Genomic DNA, 13,606 nt, shown 5'->3' on the forward strand with positions numbered 1-13,606 from the left:
GGACGCACCATGAGCACCTCACCCGACGTGGCGCCGCAGTCGCCCACCGAGCACGGCGGATCCGTGCCACGGCGCACCCCGGTCAAGGCCGCGCTGGCCTCTTTCCTGGGATCGACCCTGGAGTACTACGACTTCTTCATCTACGGCACCGCCGCCGCCCTGGTTTTCCCGCAGCTGTTTTTTCCGGCGGGCAATCCGGCCATCGCCACCATCGCGGCCTTCGCCACCTTCGGCGTCGCCTATGTCGCCCGTCCGCTGGGCGGACTGGTCATGGGACACTTCGGCGACAAGCTGGGACGCAAGAACGTCCTGCTCTTCACGCTGATGCTGATGGGCCTGGCTTCGCTGGGCATCGGCCTGCTGCCGACCTATGAGCAGATCGGGGTGTGGGCCACCGTGCTGCTGGTGATCGCCCGCCTGGCCCAGGGCTTCTCCGCCGGTGCCGAATCGGCCGGCGCCTCCTCCTTGACCCTTGAGCATTCTCCGGAGGGCCGCCGCGGTTTCTTCACCTCGTTCGTGATGACCGGGTACGCCTCCGGCATGGTGCTCTCTACGCTGGTGTTCATCCCGGTTACTGCGCTGCCCCAGGAGCAGCTGATGAGCTGGGGCTGGCGCATCCCGTTCCTGCTTTCGGTGCTCGTGCTGGCGCTGGCCTTCTGGGTCCGGACCCGGCTGGATGAAACCCCTGCCTTCGAGGAGCAGGTCGCCGAGGACCAGCCGCGCAAGCTCCCCTCACGCGAGGTGCTGCGCTATCAGCGTTCCGACGTGCTGCGTGTGCTGCTGATGTCGATCTTCTCGGTCATGCAAACCATCTTCACCGTTTTCGGCCTGTCCTACGCGGTGCAGCACGGCGGGATCGAGCGCACTTCCATCCTGGCCGTCAACGCGGTGGCCATCGGACTGTCCATGGTGGCGATGCCGCTGTGCGGCCGGCTCTCGGACCGGATCGGGCGCCGCCCGCTGATGCTGACCGCAATGATTGGCAGCACCGTGAGCCTCTACCTGTACTTCCTGGCGCTGGGCACCGGGAACATCTGGCTGGTCTTCGCCGCGAGCTTCTTGTTCATGACGGTGTTCTACTCCGGATTCAACGGGATCTGGCCGTCGTTCTTCGCCGAGCTGTTCGCCACCCCGGTGCGCTACACCGGCATGGCCATGGGCAACCAGCTGGGCCTGCTGGTGGCGGGCTTCGGCCCGATGATCGGCGGACTGCTGCTCACCGAAGGCGAATTCGGCTGGGTTCCGGTCGCGGTCTTCGGCAGCGTCTGTGCCCTGCTGGCCGCCATTGCAGCCTTTTCCGCCCGCGAAACCGCCCACACGAACATTGCCGAGCTCGGCGAGCCCTACCTGCGGGCCGTCGCCTCCAAACGATAGGACCAGCACATGACTACCACCTACAACTGCGACTTGCTGATTGTCGGATCCGGAGTGGCCGGCCTGGCCGCCGCCATCCGCGCCGCCCACGACGGGCTGAACGTGATCGTCGCGGAGAAGTCCCCGCACTTCGGCGGCACCACCGCCCTCTCTGCCGGCTGGTCCTGGGTTCCGGGCAACCGCAAGGGAGCCGCCGCCACCGGCGACACCCGCGCCGAAGCGGAGGAATACCTCAGGGCGCTGGCCCCGGACAGCTACAACGCCAAGGGTGTCGCAGGATTTCTGGATACCGTGCCGGAGGCCATCGACTTCTTCGAGAACGACACCGACGTGGTCTTCTCCTACCCGGAGAAGGCGCCGGACTACCAGATGGACCTGCCCGGGGCGAAGCTGGGGGGCCGGGCGATCCTGCCCTCCGACGCCGATGTGCGCATGCTGGGCGACCGGCGCAAGGAAATCCAGCCCTACCTCAGCTCCTACACGGTCTTCGGCTACATGCCGCAGGTCGGGCCGGACCTGACCCAGTTCCTGCACGCCAACCAGTCCCCTAAGTCCTTCACCTACGTGGCCGCCAAGCTGCTGAAGACCTGGAAGGACATCGCATTGCACGGCCAGCCGATCAAGCGCACCAACGGCTCGGCGCTGATGGTGCGCATGGTCCGCTCCGCGCTGGATGCCGGGGTGCGGGTCTGGACCGGCACCCCGGTGCAGCAGCTGCGCACCGCTGCGGACGGTTCCGTGACCGGCGCGGTGCTCGGCGGCAAGCACGCCGGTCTGGTCAACGCCAAGCTGGGTGTGGTCCTGGCCGGCGGAGGGTTCTCGGCCGACGACGAGCTGCGCCAGAAGTACTTCGCCCATGACACCCTCGGCGGCCAGCACTTCACCCCTACCCAGGGGCATGACGGCTCCTCGGCCCGCATGGCCATGGCCGCCGGCGGCCGGATCAACGACAACGTCTCCTCGGTGGCCTCCTGGGCTCCGGTCACGGTCTTCAAGTACCTTCGCGGCGGCGCGCAGCGGCTTTTCCCGCACCTGCGGCAGATCGGCCTGCCGGGCATGATCACCGTTGACCGCGACGGCAAGCGCTTCGGCAACGAGGCACTGAGCTACCACGACTTCGGCCGGCAGATGCTGGACCACCACGCCAACGAGCAGGACGTCTACGCCTGGATCATCGGCGACAAGCGGCTTATGGACAAGTACGGCATCGGCTACGCCAAGCCGTGGCCGGTGCCGCGCGGCTTCTTCCATCGGATCGGCTACCTGCACAAGGGACGCAGCATCGCGGACCTCGCGGCGAAGATCGGTGTGGACCCCCAGGGCCTGGAGCAGACCATCGAGCGCTTCAACCGCGATGCGCTCGCCGGGAAGGATACCGAATTCGGCCGCGGCTCCACCGCCTACAACCACTTCCGCGGGGACATGGAGCACAAGCCCAACCCGAACCTCGCCCCGCTGGCCAAGGGCCCGTTCTATGCCGCGAAGGTGCAGATGGGGGACATCGGCACCTTTGCCGGCATTGACGTGGACGACCGGTCGCGGGTCATCCGCGAGGACGGAAGCCGCATTGACGGCCTGTACTCGGTGGGCGCCGCCGCGGTGTCGGTGTTCGGGGGAGGCTACCCGGGCTACGGCTCGCACATCGGCCCCGCGCTGGTGTTCGGCTACCGGCTGGGGCGTGACATCCTCGAGCTGGTCGGTGAAACCCGCGAGGTGCGCCAGCGGTGAGCCCCGATGCCGCAGTGGTCACCGGTGCGGCAACCGGCATCGGGGCCGCCACCGCGCGGCTGCTCGCCTCGCGCGGGTATCGGGTGGTCATCGGGGATGTCGATGCCCGGGCTGAGGATGTCGCTGCCGGGATCCGGGCCGAAGGACACCACGCGCTGGCGGTCTGCTGCGATGTCTCCGACGAAGATTCAGTGGCCGGGCTCTTCGCCTCGGCACGGGACATCGGCCCGTTGCATGTACTGGTCGCCAACGCCGGCATCGCCGAAACCAAGGGGCCGCTGCATGAGCTGGACAGTTCCTCCTGGAACCGGGTGCTGGACATCAACCTCGGTGGTACCGCGCTGAGCATGAAGCATGCGCTGCGCCATATGGTTCCGCAGGGATCCGGCTCCATCGTGGCCATCTCATCGATCCTCGGGCTGGTCGGCCAGGCGAATTCCGCCGCTTACTCGGCGGCGAAGGCCGGGGTGGTGAATTTGGTGCGCTCCACGGCATTGACCTACGCCGCGCAAGGGGTCCGGGTCAATGCCGTAGCCCCGGGCTACGTGGACACCGAACTTCTGCGGAGGCTGCCGCCGGAAGTGCGTTCCCGGATGACCAGCCGGCAGCCGCTGGGCAGGCTCGGCACCCCTCAGGAAGTCGCGAACGTCATCGGGTTTCTCGCTTCGCCTAAGGCGAGCTTGGTCACCGGCGCGGTCTGGGCCGTGGATGGCGGCTACACGGCGCAGTAGGTTTTAACGACCCAAGGAGGCGGGAACTGTGCTGGGTTCCCGCCTCCTTGCCTGCGCCGTGATGCCGGCCGCTACAGCGTCATGTCCTCCAGTGTGCGCCCCTTGGTCTCGCGGATCAGGAAGGCTACGAACACCAGGGACAGCAGCGCGAAGAACGCGTAGATGCCGTAGGCCAGGGCCAGACCCGCCTCGGCCAGCGCCGGGAAGGTCGTGGATACGACGAAGTTGGCGATCCACTGCGCGGAGGCCGCCACGCCCAGGGCCATGGCGCGGATGGAGTTCGGGAAGATCTCGCCCAGCAGCACCCATACCGCCGGGCCCCAGGTGGCGCCGAAGCCGATCACGAACAGGTTCGCCGCGACCAGCGCGACCATGCCCCAGGAGCCGGGCAGCGAGACCGCGCCGTCCACGGTGACCGCCTGCGCGAAGGCCAGGCTCATCGCGCCCAAGGAGAGCGTCATGATGCCGGAGCCGATCATCAGCAGCAGCTTGCGGCCCAGCACGTCGATCAGCAGCACCGCCACGATCGTTGCCAGCACGTTGATCACCGAGGTGATCAGGGAAATGGTGAAGGAATCGGATTCGGCGAAGCCCACCGACTTCCATAGCGTGGTCGAGTAGTAGAAGATGACGTTGATGCCAACGAACTGCTGGAAGACCGAGAGCAGGATGCCCACCCAGACCAGCGGGTGGAAGCCGAAGCGGCCCAGCAGGTCCTTGAACTGCTGGCGTCGCTCCACATGCACGGTGGCGCGGATTTCCTCGATTTTGTCCTCGGTCGGCTTGCCGGGTTCCAGGCCCATATCGCCGGTGAGCACCGAGGCGGCCTCGACATAGCGCCCGCGCTCCACCAGATAGCGCGGGGATTCGGGCAGGCGCAGCGCCATCAGGCCGTAGAGCACAGCGGGAACGGCCAGCGACAGGTACATCCAGCGCCAGGCGGCCAGGCCGAACAGCCCCACCGCGTCCGCCGAGCCCATCACGAACACCAGCAGCGCGCTGACCAGGAAGGCCACGAAGATGCCCAGCACGATGGCCATCTGCTGCATGGAGCCCAGCCGGCCGCGGTGCGCCGCCGGGGAGATCTCGGCGATGTAGGCCGGGGCGATCACCGAGGCGAAGCCCACGCCGATGCCGCCGACGATGCGCCAGATGACCAGGTCCACGGCGCTGAAGCAGAGCCCGCAGCCGATCGCGGAAACGAGCAGCAGGATCGAGGCGATGAGCATGGTGCGCACGCGGCCTACGCGTTCGGAGACTACGCCGGCCACCCAGGCGCCCAGTGCCGCGCCGAGCAGCGCGCAGGACACGGTGAAGCCGACGGCTACCGCGTTCAGCGAGAATTCATGTTCCACGGCGTCGACCGTGCCGTTGACGATCGACGAGTCGTAGCCGAACACGAAACCGCCCAGCGCCGCCCCGAGGGCGACGAAGATCAGGCGTGCAGAGATCTTTCCATCAGATGTGGTCGCAGTCATAGTTGCTCATCGTAGCGGAATTACGGGCCCGCGTCACTTTTTGGAAAGTACCCTTACTATAAGCTCAGCTCAGCGGCTTAAGCGGGAACGGCGGCCGGAACCCGATGGGGGATTCCGGCCGCCGCAGCGGTGGAGAAGAGCGGACCTAGGCTCCGGTCTGGGACAGGTCGTTGCCGCGCAGCTTCGCCGCGGCGCTCATCAGGTGGAAGACCACCAGGGTGGCAATGGTGCCCAGGGCGATGCCGCCCAGCTTGAACTGGCCGAAGGCGATTTCGCTGGTCACCGCGATCGCGATGATCAGGCCGGTGCCGGCGGTCATCAGGTTGATCGGGTTGCCGAAGTCAACCTTCGACTCGATCCACAGGCGCGCGCCCACGATGCCAATCATGCCGTAGAGCACGATGCCCAGCCCGCCGATCACGCCCTCGGGGATGGTGCCGATCAGCGCGCCCACCTTCGGCATGAACGCCAGCGCCATCGCGGCGATCGCTGCCACCCAGTAGGCGGCGGTGGAGTACACGCGGGAGGCAGCCATCACGCCGATGTTCTCCGCGTAGGTGGTGGTGGCCGAGCCGCCGCCGAAGCCCGCCACCATGCTGGCGGCGCCGTCGGCCATCAGCGCGCGGCCGTTGAACGCGGTCAGGTCGCGGCCGGTCATCACGCCCACGGTGCGCACGTGGCCGATGTTCTCCGCGATCAGCACGAATACCGCCGGCAGGAACATCAGCGCGGTGTCCAGGTGGAAGCTCGGGGTGTTGAATTCGGGCAGGCCGAACCACGCGGCTTCGCCGACCTTGGCGAAGTCCACCTGGCCCTGGGCCAGCGCGATCAGGTAGCCGGCGACCAGCCCCACCAGGATGGACAGGCGCCCCAGCAGGCCCTTGAACACAACGGTGGCCAGCACCGTGGCGATCACCGTCAGGAACGTGGTGGCCGGGAAGTCCTGCATCGGCTTGAGCGTGGCGCCGGCCAGGTTCAGGCCGATCAGCGCGACGATGGTGCCCATGACCACCGGCGGCATCAGCGCGTGGATCCAGCCGGTGCCGGTCTTCTGGACCACCAGGCCCACCAGGAACAGCAGCGCGCCGGTCATCACGATGCCGCCCAGCGCCGCGGACATGTCGTGGGCCTTGGTGGTCGCGACCACCGGGGCGATCAGCGCGAAGGAGGAGCCCAGGTAGCTGGGCACCTTGTTCCTGGTGATCAGCAGGAAGAGGATGGTCGCCACGCCCGTGAAGAGCAGGGTCGTGGTGACCGGGAACCCGGTGATCGTGGGAACCAGGATGCTGGAGCCGAACATGGCCAGGATGTGCTGCGTGCCGATGGAGATCGTCTGCGGCCAATGCAGCCGCTCATCCGGGGCAACAACCTCACCGGGGGTGATGGTCTTGCCGTTGCCGTGAATGCTCCAACTCATGCAGTCCTCCAGACTCTGCGGCCCCAACGCGTTTTAGGCCGTAGAGAATTCTACGCTCTCGGCATGGGCCTGCGCGAAAAAGGCCAGCTCGTGCTCGCTGGAACGCAGGAACGCCTGGCGCATCCGCTCGCGCTGCGCCGGGTCCGCCAGTTTCCATGCGGCGCGCACCATCCCGATGGCCTGCGCGGTGGATTCGTCGAACTCCTCCGAGGCGTAGGTCTGAAGCCAGTCGCCGTAGGGGTGGCCTTCGTAGTTGGCCGCCGCAAGCCGCTTGCCGATGTCCTGGTACAGCCAGTAGCACGGCAGGATCGCGGCGATCAGCTCCGGGTAGCTGGAATTGCAGGAGGACAGGTGGTTCACGTAGTTCAGCGTGGTGGCCGACGGGTTCGCCAGTCCTTCCACCAGGTGGCTGCGGTGCAGCTGCAGCTCGCCCTCCAGGATTTCCCCGGCGCCCTTGGCCCAGAAGCGCTGGGAATCCAGCTCAGGGGCCAGCGCGCTGGCCTGCGCCAGCACCTGCGCGTAGCGCTGCAGGTACAGGGCGTCCTGCGCCAGGTAGTATTCGAACTTCTCGCGCTCCAGGCTGCCGTCGGCCAGCTGCACGATGAACTCCAGCTCGTCAATGCCCGCGCGCAGCGGTGCGATGTCCTCCCACCAGGCGGCCATCGGATCCGCGGCGCCGAAGAAGTCGACGAAATGGTGCACCGGCCCGTGCCCGGAGCCCACCTGCAGCTCGTCAGCGGCGCCGATGGCGCGCAACAGGTAGCCCTTGGCCTGTTCCAGCGCGGTCGCCCAGTCGCCGGTGGCGGCGAAGCGGGTGGCCAGCGCGCTGGACAGGGTGCAGCCGGTGCCATGGGTGTTTTTGGTAGCCAGGCGCGGGGAGCTGAACTCGGCCAGCACCCCGGCGGCGGAGACCAGCGCATCGGGGCACTGCGCCCCGGCCAGGTGCCCGCCCTTGGCCAGCACCAGCACGTCGTGGGCGGAGGCCAGACGCCGGGCCTGCTCCAGCACGAGCTCCCAGTCCTGCGCGGCGGCTTCGCCGAGCAGCGCGCCGAGCTCGGCGGTGTTCGGGGTGATCACGGTGGCGCGGGCCAGCAGCGGGTGCAGCGCGGCGGCGTCCTCCAGCAGGGCATCGCCGCTGGTGGCCACCATGACCGGGTCCAGCACCACCGGGGCGTTGACGGTATCCAGCCAGGCGGCGACAGCGCCGATGATCTCCTGGTTTGCCAGCATGCCGATCTTCACCGCGTCGATGCGCACATCCGCGCTGAGCGTTTCAAGCTGCGCGGTGACGAAATCCCCGTCGATGGCCTGCACTCCGCTGACCCCGCGGGTGTTCTGCGCGGTCAGCGCCGTGATCACTGCCATGCCGTAGCCGCCGTTGGCGGCAATGGCCTTCAGATCGGCCTGGATGCCGGCGCCGCCGGACGGGTCGGAGCCCGCGATGGAAAGGATGTTCACCTGGCCGCCTCCCAGGCGGAAACCAGCTGGGCGCTGGCGCTGCGCGGATCATCTGCCTGGCAGACCGGGCGCACCACGGCCATCCCGGCGCCGCCGCCGGCGCGGATGGCCGCGGCGTCATCGGCGGTCACCGCGCCGATGGCCACGCAGGGCAGCGCGGTCCAGCCGGTGCGTTCCGCGAAGCCGTCCAGGCCCAGCGGGGTGGGGTGGTCCTTCTTGGTCGGGGTGGCGCGCACCGCGCCAACACCCAGGTAGTCGATGAACTCGGCATCCAGGTTGGCCTGGGCGATCTGCTCCCGCGTGGAGGCGCTGAGCCCGATGATGCCCTCGCCGATCAGCTGGCGGGCCAGGGACACCGGCACGTCCTTCTGCCCGATGTGGATGCCGGCCACCGCGGCCCCGGCGGCGCGGGCCGCCAGGAATACGTCGATGCGGTCGTTGACCAGCAGCTGCGCCTTGCCCTCGGTCAGCTTTGCGGCCGCAAGCGTCAGCTCGAAGAACTCGCGGGCGCTTTCCTCCTTGGCGCGCAGCTGGATCCACTGGATCCCGCCGGCCACGGCTGCCTCGATCACCTCAAGGGTGCTATGCGGGCTGCAGCTGGCGGTGTTGGCCACCAGGTAGGCTCCGAGATCACGCATAGGTCTTTTCCTCACAGTTCAGGGTCTCAAGTGCGGCGGGCTCGACGGCCGCCAGGGAATCGAGGAAGGCCACGGCAAAACTGCCCGGCCCGGAGCTGGCGGCCAGCGCCTTTTCGGCGGCCAGGCCGTAGTAACCATGGGCCGCCACGGCGGCTTCGAACGGGTCCTCATGCACCGCGAGCATGCCCGCGCACACCGCACCCAGGGCGCAGCCTCCGCCGGTGATGCGGGTCAGGCCGATGCCGTTGGTGTGCACCAGCACGGTGCGCTGCGCGTCGATGATGGCGTCCGCCTCGCCGGAGATCGCGACCACCGAACCGTATTTCACTGCCAGCTCACGCCCGGCGGCGGTGGCTTCCTGCACGCTGTCCAGCGAATCCACACCTCGGCCGGAGGACTCCCAGCCGGCCAGCGCCATGATTTCCGAGGCGTTGCCGCGGATCAGCGTGGGGCGGCGGGCGACGATGCGCCGGGCGAATTCCGTGCGGACCGGCAACGCTCCGACGGCCACCGGATCCAGCACCCAGGGGGTGCCTGCGGCGCTCGCCGACTCGACGGCTTCTTCCATGGCGCGCAGCTGCTCGGTGGTGGGCGTGCCCAGGTTGACCAGCACGGCCGAGGCGGCCGCGGCGAACGGCCCGGCTTCCCCGGGCAGGTCAGTCATGGCCGGGGCCGCGCCGGAAGCCAGCAGTACATTGGCGGTGAAGTTGGTAACCACGGTGTTTGTCAGGCAGAACACCAAGGGGGATTGTTCCCGGTAATTGCGGGCAACAATAGGCAGAGTCATGCGACATCCCTCCGCTAGCTTGACCTAGTTCAGGTTCAACGGGTCTCATCTCAGTCGGCTTCTCCGACACCCCGTGTCACTGATCCCGAGGGTACGCAGATATCTGCGCAAGGACAAATCCTTAACGCCGTTGGAAGTCGGCCGGCCCATGCCGGCCGCTAGAGCCTCGGATCTTCGTAGCCCCTGCCGCGATCGATATTCTTCCGCGCTTCCCGAAGTGCCCTGGAGATTTCCGGGTCAGATCCTTCGAGGTCGTCGGCTCGTCGGTCGAGACTGCGCATGGCGCCTATGGCAAACGGCAGCGCGCAAAGTATGACCAAAACGCAGACGATCAAAATCGAAACCGGATCCACAGGTTATCCATTCCAAGCATTGCGGTGAGCTTAGGCTGAGCCTACAAAGAGGGGCGGACACCGTCAACCGAATCCCGGTTGCTCGGGAAATGATGCGGTGGTGACAGGGTTACCGAGCTATCGCGTCCTCCGCGCAACCAGCGCCTTGACCGTCGCCGCGTCCACCCCCAGCTCCGCGGCCAGTGCCCAGACCCTGTCCACTGCCTCGACCAGGTGCTCGTCCAGCGCTGGCTGCCCTGGCAGCTCATTGACCACGGTGCCCGCCCGGCGACGCGAGGAGATCAGTCCTTCGGCCTCCAGTTCCTTGTAGGCGCGGGCCACGGTGCCGGCGGCCACACCCAGATCGGCGGCCAGCGCGCGCACCGTGGGCAGCCTGCTCCCGGCGGCCAGTTCGCCCAGCGAAATCAGCGAAGCCACCTGGGCGCGGATCTGTTCATAGGGCGGCAGCGCCGAGTCCAGGTCAACGGTGATCTGGGCGCTCATCGGCGGCCCGCGTCACTGGTCTCCGGCCGCATCGAACCTTGCGGGCGCGGAAGCGCCAGCACCGCCGGCGCACAGAAGACCAGCAGGCCGAACAGGGAGAATTCGGCGAACAACTGGTATCCCATCATTGGCATGGCCACGAACGCGCCGGCGACTACGCGCAGCGAGCGGATTTCAAGCACCTGCCGATACCAGATTTCCACCTCTGCGCCCACCTGCCAAGGGATCGCCACGGAGCGGACGAGCAGGACGAATCCTGCATGCGCGGCGAGCAGTGCCGCGGCCAGCCCGGCAATGATCCACCGGTTCGGCGCGACAAATCCCCGCAGCGGATCCAGCGGAGGGAAGAGCAGGAAGTATAGGCTGGCCGCCATCAGGAGTCCGGCAACGACATAGGTCCACAGCGGCAGCCGTGCGGCGGGTTTGGGCATTCGCGCGGCCGCGCGGGTCTTGATCGCCATGTACGCCAGGTAGGCGGCGTTGACCAGCAGGTAGAACAGCGTCGCGCCCGCGAGGAGGGCCAGGATGGCGGTGGCGCGTTCGGCGGTCGGCATCTCCTGCGTCTCGGAGCTCGGCAGCATTGGCCATCCGACGGCGACCAGCAGGATGGCCGCCATGGCGCTCAGATACTGCACCGCGAACAGCTGCTCGCGCAGCCGGGTGAAGGCGCTGGAGACGGCCGGCCGCAGGGATTCGAAGTTCACCGGCGGGCGCCAGAAGAACATGACGACGGTGATGGCCAGGGCGATGTAGTTGGCGGTCTGGTCCCACCGGCCCGCGAGGTCGTTCATCCGTTCCCAGTACTCGATGCCTTCGCCACCCATGGATTTGTCGGCGTCATCGGAGATCCACCGTGCCTTGAAGTGCAGGGCTTCGCCGGCGAGGCCGGCCAGGAGCACCGTCACCGTGCGGTAGAGGCGATTGAGCCAGGTGATGCGCAGCAGCCGGTTGTCGTGCTCGCTGATGCCGTCCAGCGGCTTGCGCCGCAGGATGAGGATGGTGGCGGCGAAGGCGGCGACCAGCAGGAGGACCAGGCTCAGTGCCAGATAGGGCAGGACCTCTGCGGCCGAACGCAACCCGTCCTGGGCATCGGCGGTCATGTAGTAGCCGTCGCCGTCGTCCTCGATGACCTCCGGCGTGGGGGCGAAGCCCGTGACGTCGCGGACGCTGTAAATCGCCAGCATGCCGGCGGCGAAGGTTGCCGCCATGATTCCGACCAGGGACTTGGGCACCAGCCCGGACAAGGTCCGAGGCTGCAGCGAGGCCGTGCGCTTCGGCCGGAGCTTGTGGGGCCAGGTGAACTGCCCTGCGATGTAGATGAAGGCGACCCACAGCGCCGGGGTCGCGGCCGCCCCGATGGCCTCGGGAATGCGAAGCGGCGATTCGTCGTAGTACGGGATTGCCGCGAGGGTGCTGAACCAGTCGGCCGACGTGCTGGCGAAAAATCCGATGAGCGCGCACCAGAAGGCGTGCCGGCGGGCCAGAGCCAGCCGGTCTCCGCCCTCCTTGGACGCGAGGTTGCGCAGGATCACGTAGATGACCAAGGCCGCAATCGCGAAGCTGTCGAACTGTGAAGTCAACGAATTATTCATTGGTCCCGCCTTTCGAAAAGAATGTACCAACTAGTTGATACAAAATAAAGGTGGTCGCAATCAGGTCAAGTCCAGCCCGTTGACGTAGTCTCGACTCATGGGTCTGTTTACTTCCACTCCGCTGCCCGATCCCGTCGGCGACTTCGCGCCGCCCGTGGATGAGCATCCGTCGAAAATCGCCGCCACGCTGGCGAACCTGCGCCACTCCGCCGATACCCGCATCACCCACCCGCGCCGTTTCCGCGTCCAGCAGCTGCGCGCGCTGGAGAAGATGCTCGAAGAGCACCTGGACGACTTCCTCGCCGCGCTGAACGAGGACCTAGGCAAGGGCGCCACCGAAGCGAAGTTCTCCGAGGTGGACGTGGTCCGCGCGGAGATCGACTTCGCTCTGCGCCACTTGGCCGAATGGATGGACCACACCAACGTCAAGGTGCCGCTGGCGCTGCAGCCGGCCATGGCCAAGGTCGAGCCCCGCCCGCTGGGCCTGGTGCTGATCATCGGCCCGTGGAATTACCCGCTGCAGCTCATGCTCGCCCCGCTGGTCGCCGCCATCGCCGCCGGCAATGCCGCGGTGCTGAAGCCTTCGGAGATCGCCCCGGCGACCTCCGGGGCGCTGGCCAAGTTCCTGCCGCTGTACCTGGACAACCGCGTGTTCGCCGTCATCGAGGGCGGTGTGGACACTGCCACCGAGCTGCTGGCCGCGCGCTGGGACCACATCTTCTTCACCGGAGGCGAGAAGGTCGCCAAGGTGGTCGCCGCCGCAGCCGCCAAGCACCTGACCCCCACGACCCTGGAGCTGGGCGGCAAGTCCCCGGCAGTGGTCGACAACCAGCTGCCGGCCACCGCCAAGCGCCTGGCCTACGCGAAGTTCATGAACGCGGGCCAGACCTGCGTGGCCCCGGACTACGTGCTGACCATCGGCGACTCGGCGCCGCTGATCGAGCGCCTGGGCCAGACCATCCACAGCTTCTACGGCAAGGACCCGTTGACGCACCCGGACTTCGGGCGCATCGCCAGCCACCGCCATTTCCAGCGCCTGCTGGACATGTTCGAGCAGGGCGAGGTGGTGCACGGCGGGCAGTACGACGAGCAGACCCTGCGCATCGCGCCGACCATCATGCGCAATGTCGACCTCGAAGGCACGCTGATGCAGGAGGAGATCTTCGGCCCGATCCTGCCGGTGATCGAAGTGGCCACCTTCGAGGAGGCCCTGGAATTCATCGCTGCGCGGCCCACCCCGCTGGCCGCCTACCTGATGAGCGAAAGCCCGCGGCTGCAGTCGATCTTCTCCGACCGGGTGCGTGCCGGCGCGATCGTGCACAACGCGCCGCTGGCCCAGATGATCGTTCCGTCCCTGCCGTTCGGCGGCGTCGGGGCCAGCGGAATGGGCTCCTACCACGGCAAGCACGGCTTCGACCGTCTTTCGCAAATGCGCTCGGAACTGAGCAAAACTACGGTGGTCGATACTCTGAGCGCGATATATCCTCCATATTCTTGGGCTAAGCGAAAGATTATTGATCGCTTACTGTAGCGCGGTTCATAGCTTTTGAGCTCGCCGGGGTGCTTG

At 67.3% G+C, this 13,606-nt stretch carries 11 protein-coding genes and 1 riboswitch; of the genes, 4 read left to right on the forward strand and 7 right to left on the reverse strand.

Translation table 11 applies throughout. From position 1 onward, the window contains the following. Nucleotides 1-9 precede the first annotated feature (9 nt). The 3 genes from ACTX90_RS00260 to chcB2 are packed head-to-tail and all read left to right on the forward strand — an operon-like array spanning nt 10 to nt 3,833. Nucleotides 10-1,374 carry an MFS transporter gene (locus tag ACTX90_RS00260; RefSeq protein ID WP_047120606.1) on the forward strand — a complete coding sequence of 455 codons (1,365 nt, stop codon included), beginning with the start codon at nt 10-12 and terminating at the stop codon, nt 1,372-1,374. A 9-nt stretch (nt 1,375-1,383) separates the two neighbouring features. Continuing rightward, complete coding sequence (gene chcC2 / locus ACTX90_RS00265) at nt 1,384-3,102, forward strand: 4-oxocyclohex-2-ene-1-carboxylate 5-dehydrogenase (RefSeq protein WP_113607259.1); 1,719 nt, start codon at nt 1,384-1,386, stop codon at nt 3,100-3,102. After that, a complete protein-coding gene (gene chcB2, locus ACTX90_RS00270; RefSeq protein WP_443442672.1) occupies nt 3,099-3,833 on the forward strand; it encodes a cis-4-hydroxycyclohexanecarboxylate dehydrogenase in 735 nt (244 codons plus the stop codon). Before chcC2 ends, chcB2 begins: the two co-directional genes overlap by 4 nt. A 71-nt stretch (nt 3,834-3,904) precedes the next feature. Here chcB2 and ACTX90_RS00275 read toward each other — a convergent pair whose 3' ends face one another. The 7 genes from ACTX90_RS00275 to ACTX90_RS00305 all read right to left on the reverse strand — a co-directional run bounded on the left by ACTX90_RS00275 (nt 3,905) and on the right by ACTX90_RS00305 (nt 12,039). After that, a complete protein-coding gene (locus ACTX90_RS00275; RefSeq protein ID WP_047120609.1) occupies nt 3,905-5,311 on the reverse strand; it encodes a sugar porter family MFS transporter in 1,407 nt (468 codons plus the stop codon). Nucleotides 5,312-5,456: 145 nt separating this feature from the next. After that, nucleotides 5,457-6,728, reverse strand: a complete 1,272-nt coding sequence (locus tag ACTX90_RS00280; RefSeq protein ID WP_120991606.1) for a uracil-xanthine permease family protein — start codon at nt 6,726-6,728, stop codon at nt 5,457-5,459. A 33-nt stretch (nt 6,729-6,761) separates the two neighbouring features. Next, a complete protein-coding gene (thiD, locus tag ACTX90_RS00285) occupies nt 6,762-8,186 on the reverse strand; it encodes a bifunctional hydroxymethylpyrimidine kinase/phosphomethylpyrimidine kinase (protein ID WP_047120611.1) in 1,425 nt (474 codons plus the stop codon). After that, on the reverse strand, nt 8,183-8,824 hold the full coding sequence (gene thiE / locus ACTX90_RS00290; protein WP_443442673.1) for a thiamine phosphate synthase: 642 nt from the start codon (nt 8,822-8,824) through the stop codon (nt 8,183-8,185). Before thiE ends, thiD begins: the two co-directional genes overlap by 4 nt. After that, complete coding sequence (gene thiM, locus ACTX90_RS00295) at nt 8,817-9,611, reverse strand: hydroxyethylthiazole kinase (RefSeq protein ID WP_053797124.1); 795 nt, start codon at nt 9,609-9,611, stop codon at nt 8,817-8,819. Before thiM ends, thiE begins: the two co-directional genes overlap by 8 nt. Then, nucleotides 9,601-9,695, reverse strand: a riboswitch (TPP riboswitch). It overlaps the preceding gene by 11 nt. A gap of 386 nt (nt 9,696-10,081) precedes the next feature. Then, a complete protein-coding gene (locus ACTX90_RS00300) occupies nt 10,082-10,447 on the reverse strand; it encodes a GntR family transcriptional regulator (RefSeq protein ID WP_047120614.1) in 366 nt (121 codons plus the stop codon). Then, nucleotides 10,444-12,039 carry a hypothetical protein gene (locus ACTX90_RS00305; RefSeq protein ID WP_443442674.1) on the reverse strand — a complete coding sequence of 532 codons (1,596 nt, stop codon included), beginning with the start codon at nt 12,037-12,039 and terminating at the stop codon, nt 10,444-10,446. The genes ACTX90_RS00300 and ACTX90_RS00305 overlap by 4 nt, the downstream gene beginning before the upstream one ends. Before the next feature lie 97 nt (nt 12,040-12,136). Here ACTX90_RS00305 and ACTX90_RS00310 point away from each other — a divergent pair, with 97 nt between their 5' ends. Then, nucleotides 12,137-13,570 carry an aldehyde dehydrogenase family protein gene (locus ACTX90_RS00310; RefSeq protein ID WP_082124041.1) on the forward strand — a complete coding sequence of 478 codons (1,434 nt, stop codon included), beginning with the start codon at nt 12,137-12,139 and terminating at the stop codon, nt 13,568-13,570. Nucleotides 13,571-13,606 lie beyond the last annotated feature (36 nt).

The organism is Glutamicibacter soli, assembly GCF_052322135.1.
Lineage (GTDB): Bacteria > Actinomycetota > Actinomycetes > Actinomycetales > Micrococcaceae > Glutamicibacter > Glutamicibacter soli.

Bases quoted from the DNA above. Each gene is read 5' to 3' on its own strand.
- ACTX90_RS00260 (WP_047120606.1), top strand. From the start codon at position 10: ATGAGCACCTCACCCGACGTGGCGCCGCAGTCGCCCACCGAGCACGGC.
- chcC2 (WP_113607259.1), top strand. From the start codon at position 1,384: ATGACTACCACCTACAACTGCGACTTGCTGATTGTCGGATCCGGAGTG.
- ACTX90_RS00275 (WP_047120609.1), bottom strand. From the start codon at position 5,311: ATGACTGCGACCACATCTGATGGAAAGATCTCTGCACGCCTGATCTTC.
- ACTX90_RS00280 (WP_120991606.1), bottom strand. From the start codon at position 6,728: ATGAGTTGGAGCATTCACGGCAACGGCAAGACCATCACCCCCGGTGAG.
- thiE (WP_443442673.1), bottom strand. From the start codon at position 8,824: ATGCGTGATCTCGGAGCCTACCTGGTGGCCAACACCGCCAGCTGCAGC.
- thiM (WP_053797124.1), bottom strand. From the start codon at position 9,611: ATGACTCTGCCTATTGTTGCCCGCAATTACCGGGAACAATCCCCCTTG.
- ACTX90_RS00300 (WP_047120614.1), bottom strand. From the start codon at position 10,447: ATGAGCGCCCAGATCACCGTTGACCTGGACTCGGCGCTGCCGCCCTAT.
- ACTX90_RS00305 (WP_443442674.1), bottom strand. From the start codon at position 12,039: ATGAATAATTCGTTGACTTCACAGTTCGACAGCTTCGCGATTGCGGCC.
- ACTX90_RS00310 (WP_082124041.1), top strand. From the start codon at position 12,137: ATGGGTCTGTTTACTTCCACTCCGCTGCCCGATCCCGTCGGCGACTTC.